Raw genomic sequence first — 20406 nt, forward strand, 5'->3', positions numbered from 1 at the left:
ACAATCAACTATTTGGTGCCGGTGCTGCCGTAGCCGCCTGCACCGCGATCGGTGTCGGTAAGGCTGGCGGCTTGCTGCCACTCCACGCGCTCATACCTGGCCACCACCATCTGGGCGATGCGTTCCCCGTCTTCCACCACAAAATCCTGGTCCGACAGGTTAACGAGCAGCACTTTTATCTCGCCACGGTAGTCGGCGTCTATGGTGCCCGGGCTGTTCACGATGGAAATGCCATGCTTATACGCCAGGCCGCTTCTCGGTCGGATCTGTGCCTCGTGCCCCTCCGGCAGTTCTATGAAAATCCCTGTCGGGATGAGGGCGCGCTGTAGTGGCTTCAACGTAATGGGTGCCTCCAGGTTTGCCCGCAGGTCCATGCCGGCGGAGTGTATGGTTTGGTAACTTGGTAACGCATGCCTGGATTGGTTTATGACGTTAACCGGCAGGTTCTTGTTGTTCATCATCTTTAAATTTACACATTAAAGTTTAAGGAAGCGAGGGCGCTCCCGCAGCCATACTATCACCAGGAAGGCCGCACAGATGCCCAGGTGGTACGCGTGGCGCAGCCACCAGTTCTCTACATCGACCCCTAAAGCCAGCCAAACCAGCGCTGTTGCCAGCAGCACGTAGCCCATAATTGTTTTAACCGGATAGGGGATAGGATAGTGGTTCTGGCCCAGCAGGTAGCTGGCCAGGGCCATGCTAAAGTAGCAGACAAACGTGGCAATGGCAGAGCCCATGTACCCGATTACAGGTATGAGCAGCAGGTTGAAAAGTATGGTAATGGCCGCTCCCCCAAAGCTGATGTAGGTGCCATACTTCGTTTTGTCCGTCAGCTTGAACCACACCGAAAGGTTATAGTATACGCCCAGGAACAGGTTGGCCAGCAGCAGCACCGGCACGATCATGATGCCCTCGCGGTAGGCTTCGCTGCGCAGGAACAGGGCAAAATCCTCGAGGTTGGCTGAGATGAAGAGGAAGATAAAGGCGCAGGCGATCACAAACCACTTCATGATGAGGGCAAAGGTATGCGGTGAGTTCTTATCCTCGGCCTGGGAGAAGAAGAATGGTTCCGCGGCGTAGCGGAAGGCCTGTATGGCCAGTGTCATGAAAATGGCCAGCTTGTAGCAGGCACTGTAGATACCTACCACCGCCTCGTTGGTGTGCTGCGGGTAGAATCCCTCGGGCAGCCACTCCTCCAAAAGTATACGGTCTATCACCTCGTTCACCATGCCCGCCATTCCCATAAAAAGGAGCGGGTAGGCGTAGGCCAGCATCGGGCGCAGCAGTTTCTTGTTCAGCTCGAACCGGAAGATACTGAACTCGCGCCACAGCATCGGGATAAGCAGCGCGTTGGCGACCAGGTTGATCAGGAAGATATAGCCGATCCCGAAGTCAGGGTCATAAATATGCGCGACCAGCGGCCTTAGCCCCTGCAGGTACTCGCCTTCATAAACATTGCGGCAGATAACCAAAAAGAACAGGTTGGCACCTACTGTTATAAGTATATTGGCCAGCTTGATGGAGGCGAACTTGACAGCCTTGTTCTGCAGCCGGAGCCATGCAAATGGTATGGCCACAATGGCATCGACGGCAAGTATAAGCGCCAGCCAGATAATGTAGTTTTGCTCCTGCGGGGAGTAGTCTTTGTAATCGGCTATGGCACCGGAGGCAAGTATAAGTATGGCTGTAAATAGAACACTAGAGCCGATAATAAGGCTGAGTACCTGGTTGTAGAGCCTGTGCCTGTCTGCATCCGGCTTGTTGGCAAACCGGAAAAAGGCCGTCTCCATACCATAGGTATAAAGTATGTTGAAAAAGCCCACAAAGGCATACAGGTACGACACCACGCCATACTCTGCCGGCAGGAACACGGCAGTGTAAACCGGTACGAGCAGGTAGTTCAGGGCTCTGCCCACTATACTGCTTAATCCGTAGGCAGCAGTTTGCCCGACCAATTTCTTGGCTATACTCATGCGTTCTGTTTCTGGGTCGGGGAGGGGCTAATGCTTAGTTTCCGGTGAAGTTGGCTTTGCGCTTCTCTATAAAGGCACTGGTGCCTTCCACAAAATCTTCGGAGGTGCAGCAGCGGGCAAAGGCGTTTGCTTCTGTCTGGTAGCCGTTCTCGTCGTTGTTGTACACAGCGTTTACGCACTCTATCACCAGGCCAACAGCCAACGGTGCCTTGCTCATGATCTTCTCCATGATCTCCACGCACTTGTCCATCAGCTGCTCCTGCGGTACCACATGGTTTACCAGGCCAAGTTGCAGGGCGTCCTGCGCGTTCACCATATCGGCGGTCATCATCAGTTCCACGGCTTTACCTTTTCCTATTAGCTGGGTCAGGCGCTGGGTGCCGCCGTAGCCCGGTATCAGGCCCAGGTTTACCTCCGGCTGCCCGAAACGCGCGTTTTCTGAAGCCACGCGGATGTGGCAGGCCATGGCCAGTTCACAGCCCCCGCCCAGAGCGAAGCCGTTCACGGCGGCAATCACGGGCTTGTTGCTGCGCTCGATCATGGCAAACACGTCCTGACCGCGCTCGGCAAAGCTGCGGGCCGTTACCTCGCTCAGTTCGGCGATCTCTGTAATGTCGGCTCCTGCCACAAAGGCTTTCGGGCCTGCACCTGTAATAATCGCCCCTTTGATACTGGCATCATCATACACCTGCTGCATTGCATTCCTAATTTCTCTGATGGTTTCAATGTTCAGCGCGTTCATTTTGTCGGCGCGATTGATGGTGATGAACAGGATGCCGTTTTGCTGGTCTAGCAGCAGGTTTTCGTATATGGCCATATTTTTTGGTGTCAATTCTGGTTAGAATCTGTTTTCTTTGCCACAAATATAAGGATTTAGTTCAATCCGGAACAGCGGTTAACAGTGTAGCCCATGTGTGGGTGAGGTTGAAGATACGAGGAGTGGATCGCTTTAGCTGCAGATGACTTACGCAATCTATAAACTTTATACTTATGGGATTCTTATCCGAGTTTAAAAAATTTGCCGTGAAAGGCAATGTTATTGACCTGGCTGTGGGCGTGGTGATCGGCGCGGCTTTCGGGGCCATTACCAAATCATTGGTAGACGACATCATTATGCCGCCGCTCGGCCTGCTGATCAGTGGCATCGACTTTTCTTCGATGCAGCTGGTACTGAAGGAGGCGGTGCTGGAAAACGGAGAAGTAGTGAAGCAAGCCGTCGCTATCCGTTACGGCAACTTCCTGCAGGTGCTGCTCAATTTCCTGATCATCGCTTTTGCCATTTTCCTGCTGGTGCGCACCATTAACCGCCTGCGCGAGAAAGAGGCTGCTAAACCGGCCCCGCCTGTAAACAAGCAGGAGGTACTTTTAGCCGAAATCCGCGACCTTCTGAAGGGCCAGCAGCCTGAGTCTGCTTCTGAACCCCACAACAAAATTGTTTAAGTATAGTTATTGCTCATGTTTTTTACTTATTGCCGTTCCTTTTTACTTCTATCTACTTTTATACTTCTTTATACTTTAAATGCCGCAGCGCAGGCGCCCGCTGATACTGTTAACATCTGGGATTTTGGTGGTATCGGCACGGTAAACTTTAGCCAGGTAAGCTTGTCGAACTGGGCGGCCGGCGGGCAAAATACGGTGTCGGTGCTGGGCAACGCTAACCTGTATGCCAATTACGCGAAGGGCAAAAACACCTGGAACAACTCGCTGGACCTGACATACGGCCTGGTGAAATTGGAAGGGCGGCGTGTGCAGAAGAGCGACGACAAGCTGGAACTGAACCTGAAGTATGGCTACCGCGCCTCCAAAAAATGGTTTTATACTACCCAGCTAAACATTAAAACGCAGCTTACGCCAACCTACACCATCACACGCGATACCCTGCGTTCCAACTTCTTCTCACCTGCTTTTGTACTTGCCTCTTTGGGTATGGACTATAAGCCAAACGAGAAGCTGTCGGTTTTTATTTCGCCTTTTACAGGCAAGTTTACCGTCGTTGCCAACCAAGGCCTGGCCGATAAGGGGGCTTTTGGTGTGGAAGCTGGCGAGAAAGACATTGAGGGGAATATCATACCGGGCACTGGCGAGCATTTGCGTAAGGAGTTTGGTGGCTATGTAAACGTGCGCTACAAAACCGAGATCCTGAAGAATATCTCCCTGCAGTCCAAATTGGATCTTTTCTCAAACTACCTGCGCAAACCGGAGAATGTGGACCTGAACTGGGAGAACCTGATCAACTTTAAAGTGAACAAAGTAGTGTCGGCAAGTTTCTTCGCGCACATGATTTACGATGATGATATTATGGTAGACGTGGACCGCGACGGCGACGAGAAAACAGACGGCAGAGGCCCTAGGCTGCAGCTTAAGCAGACGATGGGTATCGGGATATCGTACAAGTTTAAATAGCAGGAATTTTCTATAGCAGCTTTGTGTTTAATAAAAAATGTATACTTTTAGATAGTGTTTACGTTGTATACACTAAACATTAGCAAGCTGTTATGAAGAAACTAACCCTTTTGCTGTTTACTCTTGGAATTGTACTTTTTATTTCAGAGGCCAAAGCTCAATCTTCTTTGAGTAGCGATAGCGGCAAAGATGAGTATTGGGGCACTGCCAAAGCTGAGACAAAGGGCACTGCCGTAGATGCAGTAGGCCGCCGTTCCGCTGGTCTGGATGCGCGCTTTAATACATATGAAGGCGAGAAACGATCCAGCTTTGCCAAAAAGAGGATAGCCAATAGCAAACGCATGAAGGAGATTCTGAAGAAGGAAGAGAAGATGATGAAAAAGCGTAAGCGCGATCGTAATCGGCTGAAGCGTATGGGGCTTCTTAAGAATCCGAACGATTAGATCTCCTGAGACTACTTTGTGTGGTAATAGTATAAAAGGGCCGCTCCGATTGAGCGGCCCTTTCTGTTTTTATACTTTGTGGGCTTGTAAAAGTATGATTGGGCTGCAGTTTATACTTTTGCCCGCGCATTAAAATGTAAAACCCTCAGCTGGCCCGACTTTTTCAGAGAGTATATTCATGTCCTTCATGCGTTGCTCTTCTGTGTAATTATACTTGCTGATGGTGGAGCAGGGGGGGAGAGCCCTGGATTCAAAGTTCTGCTTCTTGTGCACTGCAGCATCTGACTTTATACTTTGGGCTGCGGGCTTGCTGCTCTCCAAAGTATAAAGTCTCTAATTTGGAGGCTCTACCAAAGTATAACTAAAACAAAAATCCCCCCGCAGCTTTTGGCCACAGGGGGATTTTATACTTAGAGCTTACGCTTAGAACTACAGCGTACGCTTCACTTCTTTCTCTACATAGGCTTCGATCACGTCGCCAACCTGGATGTCGTTGTATCCTTTGAGGCTGATACCGCACTCGTAACCCTGTCTTACCTCGGCAACATCGTCTTTGAAGCGCTTCAGTGCCAGGATCTCGCCATCGTGAACCACGATGCCTTCGCGTACCAGGCGTACCTTAGAGTTACGCTGTATCGAGCCATCCGTTACCATACAGCCGGCAATGGTACCCACCTTGGTGATCTTGAACACCTCACGTACCTCTACGTTACCAGTGACCTCCTCTTTCAGGGTAGGGGCAAGCATACCTTCCATGGCGTCTTTCACCTCGTTGATCGCATCGTAGATGATAGAGTACAGGCGCACGTCAATTTGCTCCTGCTCAGCCAACTTACGGGCGTTAACCGATGGACGAACCTGGAAACCGATGATGATCGCATCAGATGCGGAGGCAAGCAATACATCAGACTCGGAGATAGCACCCACACCTTTGTTGATAATGCTTACCTGCACCTCAGGCGTAGACAGCTTCAACAGGGAGTCAGAAAGTGCCTCTACGGAACCGTCCACGTCACCTTTCACAATCACGTTAAGCTCCTTGAACGTACCGATAGCCAAACGACGACCGATCTCATCCAGTGTAATGTGCTTACGTGTGCGCAGGCTTTGCTCACGCTGTACCTGCGATCTGTTAGAGGCGATCTCTCTTGCTTCACGCTCAGAATCCATCACCACGAACTTATCACCCGCCTGTGGTGCACCGTCAAGGCCGAGTAGCTGTACCGGTGTTGACGGTCCTGCCTCTTTCATTTTCTTACCGCGGTGGTCGGTCATGGCTTTCACTCTACCGTAGTGAGATCCTGCCAATACAACATCACCAATCTTCAGGTTACCTGTCTGCACCAGTACGGTGGCAACATAACCACGTCCTTTGTCCAGGGATGCTTCGATTACAGTACCGATAGCCTGGCGATTTGGGTTGGCTTTCAGCTCAAGCAATTCAGCTTCCAGCAATACTTTCTCCAACAGGTCAGGTATACCTTGGCCGGTTTTCGCTGAAACTTCCTGTGCCTGGTACTTACCACCCCATTCTTCCACCAGAATATTCAGTTGGGCCAGCTCCTCGCGAACTTTGTCCGGGTTGGCGCCTGGCTTATCAACTTTGTTCAGGGCAATAATGATTGGTACACCTGCAGCCTGTGCGTGGTTGATGGCTTCTTTTGTCTGTGGCATCACTGAGTCGTCAGCGGCTACCACAATAATAACTACGTCCGTTACCTTGGCACCACGTGCACGCATGGCCGTAAAGGCCTCGTGACCTGGTGTATCCAGGAAGGTAATGGTGCGGCCGCTTTCTGTCTTTACCTTGTAGGCACCGATGTGCTGCGTAATACCGCCTGCCTCACCGGCTGTTACGTTGGCGTTACGGATATAGTCGAGCAGGGATGTTTTACCGTGGTCAACGTGGCCCATGATCGTTACGATCGGAGCGCGCTCTTCCAGGTCCTCCTCATTCTCCTCTACAATATCCTCCAGTCCTTGCTCTTCCTCTGTGGTGATGAAATCCACGTTGTAACCAAACTCATCAGCAATGATGGTGATGGCTTCGGCATCGAGGCGCTGGTTGATGGATACGAACATACCCAACTGCATACACACCTTGATCACGTCGTTCACGCTTACATCCATCAGGGAAGCCAGGTCGTTAGCCGACACGAATTCAGTTACGCGCAGTGTCTTAGACTCTGCCTGCTCCTGCATTCTGCGCTCCTCGGTAGCATCGGCAATGGCCGAACGCTTCTCGCGGCGGTATTTGGCACGGTTGCCTCCGCCTCCTTTGCCTCCGCTAAGCTTGGCAAGGGTCGCTTTAATCTGCTCTTGGATTTCCTTATCCGTAACCTCAGCTTTCTCAGCTCTGGCTGGTCTGCCTTTGCCTCCTCCTGGCTTTGGCGGGCGCTGCTGGCCACCACCCGGGCGCCCGGCATGCTGGGCCGGTTGTACCGGACGCTGGTTACCCTGACCCGGGCCTTGCTGTCCGCCACCTGCCTGCTGCTGGCCTTCGGTAGCCACCATAATGCGCTTACGTTTCTTCTTTTTGCCCTTGCGATCGTCAGACGAGGCAACAGGCTTGGCGCCTTTTCTGCGCGACTCTACCGGCAGTTCAATCTTGCCAAGTACAGTAAGACCTTTTAACTGGTCTGCTTTTGCTGTAATCTTTTCTATGTCTTCTTTAGTTTCTGTGCCTTTGTTTGCCTCTGCAGGTGCGGCCGGTTGCTGTGGCTCCTTCTCTGCGGCTGGCTGCTCTTTTGGTGCTGGCGCAGCCGGCTTCTCAGCGGCTGGCTGGGCTGGGGCCTCTTGCTGCTTCGGCGCTTCAGGCTGCTGAGGCGTGGCAGGCGCCTCAGGTGCTTTCGCGGCAGGTGCGGCAGGGGCTTCCGGCTGTTTGGCTGGCTCTTCGGCCTTCGGTGCCTCAGCTGGTTTTGCCAGTTCTTCGGCTTTAGGTGCCTCAGGCGTTGGGGCCGGAGTTGGCTTCTCCTCAGCTTTCGGAGCCTCCGGCTGTTTGGCCGGTTCCTCAGCTTTTGGAGCCGCTGGCTCAGCCTTAGGCTCGGCCTCCGGCTGCTTTGCAACTGGTCGGCCCTTGGCGTCCAGCTCTATTTTGCCGAGCACCTTAATGCCTGGCAGCTTAGAGGCCGGCTCTGCGGCAGGCTCTTCTTTTTTAAGCGCTGCCGGTGCCTCCGGCTTCTTAGCGTTTTTAATTAAAATCTCTTCCTCTGGCTCACTTGCCTTCTTCGGCTCGTGGGCAGGCTCAGACTCAACCACCTGGTTGCTTTGCGGCTTTTTACCAATGTTAATCTCATCCGCCTCCTGCTTTTCCTGCATAGACGCGGCGAACTCTTTAGCCAGCATACCGAACTGCTCTGCCGTGATTTTGGTGGTTGGCTTGTTTTCCACCTCAAACCCTTTAGCAGAGAGGTAATCCACGATCGTGGATGTACCAATGTTTAAAGTAGTCGCAACCTGTTTAAGCCTCCTTGTTTTTTCTTCTGCCATTTTGTTCTAATATGCTGTCTTGTTATTCTGTATTTACTGTATAGTTGCCTTACCTTGAAGGTCTAAGCTGTGCCCCGGCGTAACTTTTCTCAAAATTAGCGCAACGGAGCACAACTCACAACTATTGATTGTCTTCTTCTTCCAACTCTTCGCGGAGGATCGAGAGCACATCATCGATGGTTTCTTCCTCCAGCTCCGTGCGGCGCAGCAGATCTTCTTTGCTTATAGCCAGCACGCTCTTGGCGGTATCTAAGCCAATGCGGCGCAGTTCTGCAATTACCCAATCCTCGATCTCATCGGTGAACTCCTCCAGGCTGATATCCTCCTCGTACGATTCAGACTCACGGAACACGTCGATCTCCATATCCACAAGGCGGCTGGCCAACTTAATGTTCTGGCCACCCTTACCAATTGCCAGGGAAACCTGGTCTGGCTTCAGGAATACAGACACACGCTTGTTCTCGTCATCAATCTTCATGCTGGTGATCTTAGCCGGGCTCAGGGCACGCTGGATATAAAGCTCCAGGTTCTCTGTGAAGTTGATCACGTCGATATTTTCATTCTCCAGCTCGCGCACAATGCTGTGGATGCGTGAACCTTTCATGCCAACGCAGGCACCTACCGGGTCTATACGATCGTCGAAGGATTCTACGGCTACCTTGGCACGCTCGCCTGGCTCACGCACGATTTTCTTGATAGCGATCAGGCCATCGAAAATCTCCGGAACCTCGTTCTCGAACAGGCGCTCCAGGAAGGTAGGGGAGGTACGGGAAAGTATGATCTTCGGGTTACCGTTCACGATCTCCACGCGCTGCACTACCGCTCTTACTACGTCGCCTTTACGGTAACGGTCTTTCGGGATCTGCTCTGCCTTAGGTATCAGCAGCTCGTTCTCGTCCTGGTCCAGCAGTAACACTTCGCGGTTCCATACCTGGTATACTTCGCCGGAGATGATCTCACCCACCAGGTCTTTATACTTCTGGAACAGCAACTCCTTCTCCATGTCCTTGATGCGCTGGATCAGCGTCTGGCGGGCAGTAAGTACGGCGCGGCGGCCAAAGTCCTCCAGCTTCACCTCTTCCGATACTTCCTCGCCAACCTCGAAGTCGGGCTCAATCTTACGGGCATCCGTAAGGCTGATTTTGTCTGTGTCCCAGATGTCCTCGGAGTTGTCGTCCACGATCTCGCGGTTACGCCAGATCTCCAGGTCTCCCTTCTCCACATTCAGGATGATGTCGAAGTTCTCATCGGTGCCCCACTTCTTGCGGATCATGGTGCGGAACACATCCTCGAGGATGCGCATCATGGTCGGGCGGTCTATGTTCTTGAATTTCGCAAATTCGGCGAACGACTCGATCAGGACTGAACTGTTCATTATCTTATCATTTAAATGAGATTACAACATTTGCTTTTACAATGTCCCCGAAGGGTATCTGCACAGGCACATACGTTGCCTTTTTTCCTTTTTGTTTTACTTCCTCCATCAGGTTAAGCCCTGTTTCGGTTACTTCCTCCAGCTTACCGGTTTTCTCGGTGCCGTCCTGCAGCTTTACCTTCAGGCTGCGGCCCGTGTGGCGCTTAAACTGCTGCGGCTGGGTGAGCGGAAAATCCACGCCCGGTGAGCTTACCTCCAATACGTAAGACATGTCCGGGCCGAACTGCTCCTCAATCTGTTTATTTATGCGGCGGCTGATGGTAGCGCACTGGTCTATGGTAATGCCCTGCTCGCCATCGGCCAGCACCGTTATCTTTGGCCTGGCCGGTGAGTCCGATACAGAAACATCCACAATAAACAGGTCGGTATCCGGCAGGCCTGCCTGCGCCATCTCTCTTATATTCTTCGCGGTAAGGGCCATATCAAACGGTTAAGAAATAAAGAAGGGGACTTCGTGTCCCCTCAGCTCCTTGGAAATATTGCTGCAAATTTACTACAAATTCATTATATACACAACTTATTGTGCAGCGATGCCCTGTATTAAATTATTACTGCCATGCAGCAGGTTAGATTCGGGTTAAAATGTACCCCATGCTGGCAGTGCAGCAGCCGGGACCTTGTAGCATAACAGCAGGGGATATATTTTAGTTCGCCTATAGTTTTGAAGTATAAGTTAGGCCTCAGGAGCCGTTTAGCAGGGTATGCAGATATTCTGCAGCACAGCATAGATAAGATAGATACAGAATTCGTAAGTTTGCTCTCGTGTCAGGTACATTCAAATCAATTCGCAGGCGGGTATGGCTCATTCTGAACACCCTGGTGGTGCTCTGGATGCTGCTGGGTGTGCTATGCCTGCAAGTGCCGCCCAGCGAGTTCTGGCCGGCCGGCTTTGTGGCCTTCTCGCTGCCGGGGGCGCTTGTGCTTAACTTCCTGTTCCTTTTTTACTGGGTGCTGCGCCGCTCCTGGCTGCTGGTGCTGCCCCTCTCGGCATTCATACTTGCCTGGAACTATTACGCCCGACTGGTTACCATCAACTTTGAGAAAGAGATTCCGGACGGGGCCAAAACGCTGCAGGTAATGAGCTTTAACACGCATGTTTTTAACGCTTACGACAAAATTGTGGAGGGCGTGCCGCAGGTATCCACCGACATGATAGACTGGGTAGCCGAGCACCCTGCCGATGTGTTCTGCCTGCAGGAGTTTTACAGCCGCGTTAATTCTTTGGAGTATAACAACTTCAACCGCATCGGTACCCGCTACGGCAAGTATAAATTTGCCTCAACCTCGGTAGGAGATCGTATTAAAGCAGACCTCGGTATCGTTATTTTCTCAAAGTACCCCATCGTAGAAAGTGGCACACTTCGCTTCTCCAACACCAGGGACCGGAGCGCCAACCGTGCTGCCTGGGCTGATATTGATGTGAAAGGCGATACGGTACGGGTGTACGCTGTGCACCTGCAGTCGATGAGTATAAAATCGGAGGATATTGAGAATACTTACTCGGCCATTGGCGACGAGACAAGTTTTAAGAAGGAGAGCCGTAACCTGGCGCGCCGCCTGCGGGGTGGGTTTGTTTCCCGTGCAGCCCAGGTGCAGGAGTTGCTGGGGCACGTGCAGGCATCGCCTTACCCCGTAATTGTGTGCGGCGATTTTAACGATATCCCCTTTAGCTATACTTACAGTGAGCTGGCGGAAGTGCTGGATAATGCCCACGTTAGAGCCGGCAACGGCGTGGGGGCCACCTACAACGGGCCGCTCCCGTTCCTGCGCATCGACAACCAGTTTTACAGTGCCGGCCTGGAAGCCTACAACTTTGAGACACATTACGAAATGGGGCTTTCGGACCACTTCCCGATATCGGCTACGTATGTGTTGCAGCCAAAGGACGCAGAACAGCGTTAGGAGAAGGAGGGCAATATTTTTAGTTTTGAACCATAATTGGCCTGAAGGGCTGAGATCTTTAAAAGTGCGGCATCCGCTGGGTGCTTATACTTGGTAAACCATGCAACAGAAACTGAACCTGTACAATACGCTGACGCGAAAGAAAGAGGAGTTTGAGCCGCTGCACGCCCCGTTTGTGGGCATGTATGTATGCGGGCCAACGGTATACGGAGAGCCGCACCTGGGGCATGCCCGAAGCGCCGTTACCTTTGATGTGCTGTACCGTTACCTGAAGTACCAGGGCTACAAAGTACGCTACGTGCGCAACATCACCGACGTGGGGCACCTGGAGAACGACGCCGACGAGGGCGAGGACAAAATCCAGAAAAAGGCGAAGCTCGAGCACCTGGAGCCGATGGAGGTGGTGAACCACTACACCAACATCTACCACCAGGAGATGGACAAGCTGAACGTGCTGCAGCCGGACATCGAGCCGCGCGCCTCCGGCCACATCATAGAGCAGGTGCAGATGATACAGGAAATACTGGACAACGGCTTTGCCTACGAGGTAAACGGCTCGGTATACTTTGATGTGCAGGCCTATGACAAGGAGCACAAGTATGGCAAGCTGTCGGGGCGCGTGATAGATGACCTGCTGAACAACACCCGTACTCTGGAGGGGCAGGAGGAGAAGCGCTCACCGCTGGATTTTGCCCTCTGGAAGAAGGCCTCGCCAACGCACATCATGCGCTGGCCCTCGCCGTGGAGCGACGGTTTCCCGGGCTGGCACCTCGAGTGCTCGGCCATGAGCCGTAAGTACCTCGGCACCACTTTTGATATACACGGGGGAGGACTGGACCTGATGTTCCCGCACCACGAGTGCGAAATTGCGCAGAGCCAGGCCAGCTGTAACCATACCGATGCCGCCAAGTACTGGATCCACAACAACATGATCACGGTGAACGGGCAGAAGATGGGCAAGTCGCTGGGCAACTTCATTAATTTGAGCGAGCTGTTCAGTGGCAACCACGAGATGCTGGAGCAGGCTTACACGCCCATGACCATCCGCTTCTTTATACTTCAGGCGCACTACCGCAGCACCCTCGACTTCAGCAATGAGGCGCTGCAGGCGGCCCGCAAAGGCTACACCAAGCTGATGAACGGCCTGCGCGTGCTGAAAAAGCTGCGCTTCCCGGAGGAGCCGGAGGCCGTGGAGCCAGACGCCAAACTGAACGAAGAGCTGCAGAAACTGACCCAGGACTGCTTCCGTGGCCTGAACGATGACCTGAACACAGCCAAAACAATAGCCTCCCTTTTTAACCTGCTCAAGAAGATCAACAGTTTATACTTAGGGCAGATCAACATCGCACAGCTCTCCAGGGGCACTTATGACCTGGTGCGGGATACCTATCAGGAGCTGGTGCTGGATGTGCTAGGGCTGAAGGAGGAGCGTGTAGGCGATATGGAGGAGATGCTGGACCTGGTGCTGACGTTTTACAAAGAGGCCAAAGAGCAGAAGGCCTATGATAAGGTGGATGCTATCCGGGCGGAGCTAAAGCGCCACGGTATCGTTATCAAAGACATGAAAACCGGAATTGACTGGGCTTATGAAGAATAAAATGAACATGCTGGCGCTAATGTTATGCGGTTCCCTTTGCTTTGCCAGCTGCGACTCTGCCGAGAAAAGCGGTAGCCAGGTAGCCGCAGTGGAGGAGGAGGCCCCTGCTGCCGTGCAGGCCCCGGCTTTTAACCCCGACTCGGCTTATGCCTTTGTGGAGAAGCAGGTAGCTTTCGGGCCGCGCGTGCCTAACTCGGGGCCGCATTTTCAGACCGGCGAGTGGATTGTGGCCAAGCTGAAGGAGTATGGCGCGCAGGTGCAGGAGCAGAAGTTCCAGGCCAAAGCCTATGATGGCACTACGCTGAACTTGCGTAACGTGATCGCCTCTTATAACCCCGGTGCTGCCAACCGTGTGCTGCTGGCCGCCCACTGGGATACCCGGCCTCTTGCCGATAAAGACGAGAACAATCCTGAGAAACCCATAGACGGAGCTAACGACGGAGCCAGCGGGGTAGGTATACTTCTGGAGATTGCCAGAACCATACATGCGGCACAGCAGAAGCCGGATGTAGGCGTAGACCTGATCTTCTTCGATGGGGAGGATTATGGCCAGCCGGAGGATAGCTCCGCACCCTACGTGGAGGACTCCTGGTGCCTGGGCTCGCAGTACTGGAGCAAGAATAAGCACGAGCAGAACTACCGTGCCAACTACGGCATTCTGCTGGATATGGTAGGGGCCGAGAATGCGCGTTTCTCCCGCGAGGGGTACTCCAGGCAATTCGCCAAGGAGATCGTGGACAAAGTATGGAAGGCCGGCAACAACATCGGTTACTCCGATTACTTCAAGTATAAAAACGCCCCCGCCATTACCGACGACCATTACTATGTGAACACGCTGGGTAAAATCCGCATGATCGACATCATCGAGCTAAACCCCAATGCCGGTAACGGAGATATCTTCGGCCCATACCACCACCGCCATACCGACACGATGGACATCATAAGCAAAAACACCCTGAAAGCCGTAGGGCAGACAGTGCTGCACGTGGTGTATAACGAGTAGAACAAAGCATACTTTTAACAGAAACCGCCCGTGCTTCCTGTACTTTGGAAACACGGGCGGTTTCTTTTTCCCAATCAGAGTTCCCCCGCGCCTTTACTTTATCAGGTTCTCCTGCGCCAGTTGGTTTACCGTAAGCTCGGCAAGCGTTACAGAGGCTTTGCGGAGGCTGGCGGGGCTATGCGACTGCGATTGTGCCGACCACTGCAGGTTTTCTGTTGCTACGTCGTAGAGGTTCGTCTCCAGGAAGTATGTTTTCTCCTCGGTATAATAGCCGGGGTCATAAATAGTAGGGTACCAGTAAGTATAGTATCCCCTGAATCTGCCGTACCAGCCAAAGCGGGTAATAGGCGTATAGCCGTAGGCGCCCGGCACATACCTGGTTTCTGTTTCCTCATCCAGCAGCGCCACTGTCATAATGGCGTCGTAGTTCTGGTCCTTTACTTTTTTAAGCAGCATGTTTACATCAGGGCCTTTCTGAGAGACAGTTGGCGGAAACATATCTATACTTCTGGTGGCCTCTATGCCGCGCTGCTGCAGCTGTGTCTGCATGTCGGTTTCCACGGTTTGCCTTGCCCGTATATTATCCGTTAAGGCGGCCACTACTACTTTCTCGTAGTTCCTTGCGCTTATTTCAGGGTTCATCCAGGTGCCTGTTATCCGGGTGGCTGGGGCGCATCCCCATAGAAATATACCAGCTGAAACAGTAAGCAGCAGTGTAATGAAGCTATGTATACGGCGGGGGTTTTTGATTCGAATATCCATCGGTTTAAGTATGTATTGGTATTTAAATACTAACGAATTTAAATTTGTTTTGATTCTCGAGGAGGCAGGGCTGTAGCGGCAAAGGCAGGAGGTTTTATATTACCTATAAAATAGGTAGGTTGTAGGGCTAAACTATTCTAACCTTATTACCCATACTATTTTATGATTTCCAACAGTCGATTATTGGCTTCGCTGGGGCTGGCCTTGCTGCTTGGTACTGGCACGGCAACTGCACAGGAGCAGCCGCATGTTTTCAGAGGCGCCCGGATTATCCCCGTGGTGGGGCAGCCAATCGAGAACGGCGTGCTGGTAGTGCAACACGGGAAAGTCACCGCCCTGGGCACCGCTAACAAAGTGCGCATCCCGAAAAACGCGAAGGAGTTTGATGTAACAGGCAAGGTGCTGATGCCGGGCCTGGTGGACACGCACTCGCACCTGGGCGAAGGCTCCGGCGGCGACGGTTCCGCACCGCTGCACCCTGATGTACGCATTGTGGATGCCATCAACCCGCTGAGCGATACCTTTAAGCGCGCGCTGGCCGGAGGCATTACCACCGTAAATGTTATGCCGGGCTCGGGCCACCTGATGAGCGGGCAGACGGTGTACCTGAAAATGCGTGAGGGCAACACCATCGGCGACCTTACCTTCTGCGAGGATGTGACCAACGGTATCTGCGGCGGCATGAAAATGGCTAACGGCACCAACCCCATGAAAGCCGCCCCCTTCCCGGGCACACGCGCTAAGTCTGCGGCCATGGCCCGACAGTTGTTCCTGGATGCCCAAGCCTACAACAAAAAGATAAAGGCAGCCAAAGGCAAGGCCGATAAAATGCCGGAGCGCAAGCCTAATCTGGAGCCGCTGGTGGAGATACTGGACGGCAAGCGCATCGTGCATTTCCACACCCACCGCTACGACGATGTGCTGACGGCCCTGCGCCTGCAGAAGGAATTCGGATTTAAGCTGGTGCTACACCACGTGAGCGAGGCTTGGAAAGCCGCCGACGAGATAGCCAAGGCCGGGGTACCCGCCTCCATCATCACCCTCGACTCGCCGGGAGGTAAGTCGGAGGCAGTGGAAGTGAGTAATACCAACGGTGCAGCGCTGGAGAAAGCAGGCGTGCTTACCGCCTTCCACACCGACGATGGCATTACCGACTCGCGCCTGTTTATGCGTAACGTGTCGCTGGCGGTGCGGGCTGGTATGAGCAAAGAGAAAGCGATAGAGGGAATGACCATTGCCGGAGCGAAGATGCTGGAACTGGACAACCGCGTAGGCTCGCTGGAGAAAGGAAAGGATGCGGACTTTATCGTGCTGAGCGGGGAGCCTTTCAGCGTGCATACTAAAGTAGAACAGACGTGGGTGGAGGGGCAGAAGCGCTTCGACCTGAGCAACCCCGAGGATAAGAAGTACGCCACCGGCGGCTTCAGGGCTTATGACGGCGTGTTGCACTACCACGCACATTAAGCTGGTTAAGAGTTGAGAGTAATGAGTTGAGTAGTTAGCATTAGCCAAAGTATACTTTCAGCTCATACTTATACTTGCATTATTTACAGAGAAATCAACATGAAAAAGCATATACAACTGGCAGCAGCCATACTTGGCGGAGTGGCCATACTTAGCATGCAGCAGGCCGTGGCGCAGATTGCCGTGAAGGGCGAGACGGTTTACACCATGGCGGGCAATCCCATCAAAAACGGGGTGGTGCTACTGAAAGATGGTAAGATCGAGGCCGTAGGGGCCAACCTGCAGGTGCCGCAGAATTATAAAGTATACACGGCCAAAGTGGTAACACCCGGTTTGGTGGATGCCCATACTTCGGTAGGGCTCGCCGGTATTTACAACATACCCGCCGACCAGCAGCAGCTGGAGAAAACGGCACCCATACAGCCGGAGCTCCGCGCCCTGGATGCTTACAACCCAAGCGAGGAACTGGTAGAGTGGGTGCGCAGCTATGGCGTTACCACCATTAACACTGGTCACGGCCCGGGGGCGCTCATCAGCGGACAAACCATGACCATCAAGACCTCTCCCGAAGGTTTTAGCTCGCTTATAGACACCACCAACATGATAGCCTTCACGCTGGGAAGCTCGGTGGGGGAGAACTACAACTCACCCAAGACATCGGCCAAAGGTATGGCCATGCTGCGGGCCGAGCTGCAGGCGGCGCAGGCATACGCCAAGAAAATGGCCAACGCGGATGCCGGCAAACGCCCCGACCGCAACCTAAAAACGGAGTACCTGGTGGACCTGCTGAACCGCAAGTATAAGACACTGATCACGGCCAACCAGTCGCAGGACATCATGGCGGCGCTGCGCCTGGCCAAGGAGTTTAACCTGGATCTGGTGCTGGATGGAGGTGCGGAATCATACTTGCTGGTGGATGAAATCAAGGCTGCCGGGGTGCCGGTTATACTTCACCCGACCATGGCGCGCTCCTACGGCGACAGCAAGAACATGTCGTTTGAGACGGCGGGCGTGCTGGCGAAGGCGGGTGTGCCGGTGGCCATACAGAGCGGTTTTGAACAGTATGTGCCGCGTGCCCGCGTTATACTTTTCGAGGCAAGTGTGGCCGTGGCTAATGGCATGGACTCCGATCAGGCGCTTGCCTCCATCACCTCCACACCGGCTAGCATACTTGGGCTAAGCGATCGGGTGGGCTCCCTGGAGAAAGGCAAGGATGCTGACCTGGTACTTTTCGACGGTGATCCGTTTGAGTATACCTCGCATGTATGCGCCGTACTGATAGATGGCAAGGTGGTGAGCGAAGAATGTAAATAAGGGGGTGCCGGTACCCTATACTTTTACAGAAATGTGTAGGGTACTGGTACTTTGGAGAAGAGGCCTTTTGTAACTGCTGTGGGCACAACTTTTTCGTGCGGTTAAAGTATAGTTTGGTGCAAGCTAAGTGCTTGCTTCACCAACCTTGGTGCCTGCCATGCTATAGAAAACGCCGCGGTAAAAAGCCTGAAAGGGCTTTGCCGCTTTGGTAGATGACTATAATCTGAATTTGAGCTTTACGCATACGTTAGTTTCTTCATTTTACCTTCTACCCAAAACTATCAAAACAAATGAGTTACGAGAAAATCGTTTCGTTGCTTGGTGCTGATGCCGATAACCTGCTGCAGCACAAGAGCCAGACTATTTCCAAAGAGCAGCTGCACGCGCCGGGCCCTGACTTCGTGGACAGGATCTTTGCCCAGTCAAACCGCTCGCCGCAGGTGCTGCGAAGCCTGCAGCAACTGTTCAACCACGGCCGTCTGGGCGGCACAGGCTATCTTTCCATCCTTCCGGTAGACCAGGGCATTGAGCACACCGCCGGAGCCTCTTTCGCCCCGAACCCAATCTACTTCGATCCGGAGAACATCATCAAGCTGGCCATCGAGGGCGGCTGTAACGCCGTGGCGACCACGTTCGGCAACCTGGCCATGATGTCGCGGAAGTATGCGCACAAGATTCCGTTTGTGGTAAAGATCAACCACAACGAGCTCATGACCTACCCGAACAAGTATGACCAGATCATGTTCGGATCTGTGGATGAGGCCTGGAACCTGGGTGCGACTGCCGTGGGGGCAACCATTTACTTCGGATCCGAGGAGTCTTCGCGCCAGATCATCGAGGTGGCCGAGGCTTTTGAGCGGGCGCACCAGCTGGGTATGGCCACCATCCTGTGGTGCTACACCCGCAACAACGCTTTTAAGAAAGATGGTGTGGATTACCACGTAGCCGCCGACCTGACCGGCCAGGCCAACCACCTGGGCGTCACCATCCAGGCCGACATCATCAAGCAGAAACTGCCGGAGAACAATGGTGGCTTCAAGGCTATCGGTTTCGGCAAAACCCACGAGAAGATGTACACGGAGCTGACTACCGATAACCCGATCGACCTGACGCGCTACCAGGTGGCTAACTGCTACATGGGCCGTGCCGGACTGATCAACTCCGGAGGCGAGTCGAAGGGTGCCTCTGACCTGGCAGATGCCGTTCGTACGGCCGTAATTAACAAGCGTGCGGGCGGTATGGGCCTGATTTCCGGGCGCAAGGCATTCCAGAAAGACATGGGCACTGGTGTGGAGTTGCTGAACGCCATACAGGATGTGTACCTGGCAAATGAGATTACACTCGCGTAATTTGTAGCAGAACTGCTGATTATTACATATTTTTGTGGCCTGCCTTCGCTAAACCCTCTGGGTGGCTGGGGCAGGCCACTTTTTGATTTTATACTTTACAGTTAAGTATAGCCATAACTTTAATGTGCGGAAGCACGCTGTATAACTATGATGCCTTGGTTTAAAAGAGCAGAAAAAGGAATCCATACGCCAACAGAGCAAAAGAAGGAAACCCCGGACGGATTGTGGTACAAGTGCCCGAACTGCAAAACCGTGACAAGTATGGCCGAGCACCGCAAGAACCTGAACACCTGCGTGCAGTGCAGCCACCACGACCGCATCGGCTCCAGAGAGTACTTCGCCATTTTGTTTGACGACAACGAATTTACCGAGCTGGACGAGAACCTGACCTCGGGCGACCCTCTTAACTTCGTGGACTCCAAACCATACCCGCAGCGCATTGCCGCCACGCAAAAGGCCACCGGCCTGAAAGACGCAGTGCGCACGGCCTACGGCAAGATAAACGGCCAGAACCTGACCATCGCCTGTATGGACTTCGCCTTTATCGGCGGCTCCATGGGTTCTGTGGTAGGAGAGAAGATTGCCCGCGCCATAGACCACGCCCGCAAAACGCGCACCCCTTTCCTGATGATCTCGAAATCGGGTGGAGCGCGTATGATGGAGGCTGGCTTCTCGCTGATGCAGATGGCCAAGACCTCTGCCAAGCTGGCGCTGCTGAGCGAGGAGAAACTACCGTACATCTCCCTGCTGACAGACCCGACCACGGGTGGTGTAACCGCCTCTTACGCCATGCTGGGCGATTTTAACATTGCCGAGCCGGGTGCCTTGATCGGCTTTGCCGGTCCGCGCGTTATTAAAGAGACGATAGGTAAAGACCTGCCGAAGGGCTTCCAGAGCGCCGAGTTTGTGCTGGAGCATGGCTTCCTGGATTTCATCATCGACCGCAAGCAGCTGAAGAGCCGCCTGAGCGAGCTGCTGAGCATGGTGCTGCTACCGGAGGACGTAACCACAACACCGAAAGCAAAAAAATCTGCTAAGGCATCCTAGGCAAAAGCATAAGTCAAAATTTTTAAAAACCTGTTAGCCTGGTGCTAACAGGTTTTTTTGTGCCTCACTGTATCAAGTATGGCCAATCAGAATATATCTTTAGTAAAATATTGATGAGCCGATACGTACGATTTGGCACAAGACTTGCGTTTGCAGGTGTAAGAGCATAAAGCCTTATAGTACCCAAAACTCAAAAAGAACAACAACAAACATTTACTAAACCCT

At 53.1% G+C, this 20406-nt stretch carries 18 protein-coding genes; 10 read left to right on the forward strand and 8 right to left on the reverse strand.

Annotated elements, in window-relative coordinates:
• Window positions 1–8: 8 nt before the first annotated feature.
• Genes dut through OO017_RS19390 form a run of 3 tightly spaced genes read right to left on the reverse strand, consistent with a single transcriptional unit; the run spans window position 9 to window position 2790 of the window.
• Entirely contained in the window at window positions 9–458 is a 450-nt protein-coding gene (gene dut, locus OO017_RS19380; RefSeq protein ID WP_266054386.1) for a dUTP diphosphatase, read from the reverse strand.
• 18 nt (window positions 459–476) lie between these two features.
• Window positions 477–1973 (reverse strand): lipopolysaccharide biosynthesis protein, encoded by a 1497-nt coding sequence (locus OO017_RS19385; RefSeq protein WP_266054363.1) that lies wholly within the window; start codon window positions 1971–1973, stop codon window positions 477–479.
• Between the two features lie 34 nt (window positions 1974–2007).
• Window positions 2008–2790 (reverse strand): enoyl-CoA hydratase/isomerase family protein, encoded by a 783-nt coding sequence (locus OO017_RS19390; RefSeq protein WP_266054364.1) that lies wholly within the window; start codon window positions 2788–2790, stop codon window positions 2008–2010.
• Between the two features lie 173 nt (window positions 2791–2963).
• Between OO017_RS19390 and mscL the strand changes: the two genes are divergently transcribed.
• The 3 genes from mscL (at window position 2964) to OO017_RS19405 (ending at window position 4819) form a co-directional block, all read left to right on the forward strand.
• Window positions 2964–3413 (forward strand): large-conductance mechanosensitive channel protein MscL, encoded by a 450-nt coding sequence (gene mscL / locus OO017_RS19395; protein ID WP_266054365.1) that lies wholly within the window; start codon window positions 2964–2966, stop codon window positions 3411–3413.
• 15 nt (window positions 3414–3428) lie between these two features.
• Window positions 3429–4376, forward strand: coding sequence for a DUF3078 domain-containing protein (locus tag OO017_RS19400; protein ID WP_266054366.1), 948 nt, complete (start codon window positions 3429–3431; stop codon window positions 4374–4376).
• Window positions 4377–4468: 92 nt separating this feature from the next.
• Window positions 4469–4819 (forward strand): hypothetical protein, encoded by a 351-nt coding sequence (locus tag OO017_RS19405; RefSeq protein WP_266054367.1) that lies wholly within the window; start codon window positions 4469–4471, stop codon window positions 4817–4819.
• Window positions 4820–4948: 129 nt separating this feature from the next.
• On the opposite strand, the gene OO017_RS19410 is transcribed toward OO017_RS19405, so the two are convergent.
• The 4 genes from OO017_RS19410 to rimP form a co-directional block, all read right to left on the reverse strand.
• Window positions 4949–5140, reverse strand: a complete 192-nt coding sequence (locus OO017_RS19410) for a hypothetical protein (protein ID WP_266054368.1) — start codon at window positions 5138–5140, stop codon at window positions 4949–4951.
• A gap of 108 nt (window positions 5141–5248) precedes the next feature.
• Window positions 5249–8308, reverse strand: a complete 3060-nt coding sequence (gene infB / locus OO017_RS19415; RefSeq protein ID WP_266054369.1) for a translation initiation factor IF-2 — start codon at window positions 8306–8308, stop codon at window positions 5249–5251.
• A gap of 121 nt (window positions 8309–8429) precedes the next feature.
• On the reverse strand, window positions 8430–9683 hold the full coding sequence (nusA, locus tag OO017_RS19420; protein WP_266054370.1) for a transcription termination factor NusA: 1254 nt from the start codon (window positions 9681–9683) through the stop codon (window positions 8430–8432).
• A 7-nt stretch (window positions 9684–9690) separates the two neighbouring features.
• Window positions 9691–10164 (reverse strand): ribosome maturation factor RimP, encoded by a 474-nt coding sequence (rimP, locus tag OO017_RS19425; RefSeq protein WP_266054371.1) that lies wholly within the window; start codon window positions 10162–10164, stop codon window positions 9691–9693.
• Between the two features lie 341 nt (window positions 10165–10505).
• Here rimP and OO017_RS19430 point away from each other — a divergent pair, with 341 nt between their 5' ends.
• The 3 genes from OO017_RS19430 to OO017_RS19440 all read left to right on the forward strand — a co-directional run bounded on the left by OO017_RS19430 (window position 10506) and on the right by OO017_RS19440 (window position 14245).
• Complete coding sequence (locus tag OO017_RS19430) at window positions 10506–11645, forward strand: endonuclease/exonuclease/phosphatase family protein (RefSeq protein WP_266054372.1); 1140 nt, start codon at window positions 10506–10508, stop codon at window positions 11643–11645.
• Window positions 11646–11745: 100 nt separating this feature from the next.
• Window positions 11746–13242, forward strand: coding sequence for a cysteine--tRNA ligase (cysS, locus tag OO017_RS19435; RefSeq protein WP_266054373.1), 1497 nt, complete (start codon window positions 11746–11748; stop codon window positions 13240–13242).
• Window positions 13232–14245 (forward strand): M28 family peptidase, encoded by a 1014-nt coding sequence (locus OO017_RS19440; RefSeq protein ID WP_266054374.1) that lies wholly within the window; start codon window positions 13232–13234, stop codon window positions 14243–14245. The genes cysS and OO017_RS19440 overlap by 11 nt, the downstream gene beginning before the upstream one ends.
• 93 nt (window positions 14246–14338) lie before the next feature.
• Here OO017_RS19440 and OO017_RS19445 read toward each other — a convergent pair whose 3' ends face one another.
• A complete protein-coding gene (locus OO017_RS19445; RefSeq protein WP_266054375.1) occupies window positions 14339–14887 on the reverse strand; it encodes a hypothetical protein in 549 nt (182 codons plus the stop codon).
• 282 nt (window positions 14888–15169) lie between these two features.
• Between OO017_RS19445 and OO017_RS19450 the strand changes: the two genes are divergently transcribed.
• From OO017_RS19450 to accD, 4 genes are all read left to right on the forward strand, one after another.
• A complete protein-coding gene (locus tag OO017_RS19450) occupies window positions 15170–16471 on the forward strand; it encodes an amidohydrolase family protein (protein WP_266054376.1) in 1302 nt (433 codons plus the stop codon).
• 99 nt (window positions 16472–16570) lie between these two features.
• Window positions 16571–17785, forward strand: coding sequence for an amidohydrolase family protein (locus OO017_RS19455; protein ID WP_266054377.1), 1215 nt, complete (start codon window positions 16571–16573; stop codon window positions 17783–17785).
• Between the two features lie 290 nt (window positions 17786–18075).
• Window positions 18076–19134: a class I fructose-bisphosphate aldolase gene (locus OO017_RS19460; protein ID WP_266054378.1), complete on the forward strand. Its 1059-nt coding sequence runs from the start codon at window positions 18076–18078 to the stop codon at window positions 19132–19134.
• Between the two features lie 150 nt (window positions 19135–19284).
• On the forward strand, window positions 19285–20181 hold the full coding sequence (gene accD, locus OO017_RS19465; RefSeq protein WP_266054387.1) for an acetyl-CoA carboxylase, carboxyltransferase subunit beta: 897 nt from the start codon (window positions 19285–19287) through the stop codon (window positions 20179–20181).
• Window positions 20182–20406 lie beyond the last annotated feature (225 nt).

It is taken from the genome of Pontibacter anaerobius, assembly GCF_026241195.1.
Lineage (GTDB): Bacteria > Bacteroidota > Bacteroidia > Cytophagales > Hymenobacteraceae > Pontibacter > Pontibacter anaerobius.

Excerpts from the sequence above, each read along its gene's own strand:
- dut (WP_266054386.1), bottom strand. The coding sequence starts at position 458 with ATGAACAACAAGAACCTGCCGGTTAACGTCATAAACCAATCCAGGCAT.
- OO017_RS19385 (WP_266054363.1), bottom strand. The coding sequence starts at position 1,973 with ATGAGTATAGCCAAGAAATTGGTCGGGCAAACTGCTGCCTACGGATTA.
- OO017_RS19390 (WP_266054364.1), bottom strand. The coding sequence starts at position 2,790 with ATGGCCATATACGAAAACCTGCTGCTAGACCAGCAAAACGGCATCCTG.
- mscL (WP_266054365.1), top strand. The coding sequence starts at position 2,964 with ATGGGATTCTTATCCGAGTTTAAAAAATTTGCCGTGAAAGGCAATGTT.
- OO017_RS19400 (WP_266054366.1), top strand. The coding sequence starts at position 3,429 with ATGTTTTTTACTTATTGCCGTTCCTTTTTACTTCTATCTACTTTTATA.
- OO017_RS19405 (WP_266054367.1), top strand. The coding sequence starts at position 4,469 with ATGAAGAAACTAACCCTTTTGCTGTTTACTCTTGGAATTGTACTTTTT.
- infB (WP_266054369.1), bottom strand. The coding sequence starts at position 8,308 with ATGGCAGAAGAAAAAACAAGGAGGCTTAAACAGGTTGCGACTACTTTA.
- nusA (WP_266054370.1), bottom strand. The coding sequence starts at position 9,683 with ATGAACAGTTCAGTCCTGATCGAGTCGTTCGCCGAATTTGCGAAATTC.
- rimP (WP_266054371.1), bottom strand. The coding sequence starts at position 10,164 with ATGGCCCTTACCGCGAAGAATATAAGAGAGATGGCGCAGGCAGGCCTG.
- cysS (WP_266054373.1), top strand. The coding sequence starts at position 11,746 with ATGCAACAGAAACTGAACCTGTACAATACGCTGACGCGAAAGAAAGAG.
- OO017_RS19440 (WP_266054374.1), top strand. The coding sequence starts at position 13,232 with ATGAAGAATAAAATGAACATGCTGGCGCTAATGTTATGCGGTTCCCTT.
- OO017_RS19445 (WP_266054375.1), bottom strand. The coding sequence starts at position 14,887 with ATGAACCCTGAAATAAGCGCAAGGAACTACGAGAAAGTAGTAGTGGCC.
- OO017_RS19450 (WP_266054376.1), top strand. The coding sequence starts at position 15,170 with ATGATTTCCAACAGTCGATTATTGGCTTCGCTGGGGCTGGCCTTGCTG.
- OO017_RS19455 (WP_266054377.1), top strand. The coding sequence starts at position 16,571 with ATGAAAAAGCATATACAACTGGCAGCAGCCATACTTGGCGGAGTGGCC.
- OO017_RS19460 (WP_266054378.1), top strand. The coding sequence starts at position 18,076 with ATGAGTTACGAGAAAATCGTTTCGTTGCTTGGTGCTGATGCCGATAAC.
- accD (WP_266054387.1), top strand. The coding sequence starts at position 19,285 with ATGCCTTGGTTTAAAAGAGCAGAAAAAGGAATCCATACGCCAACAGAG.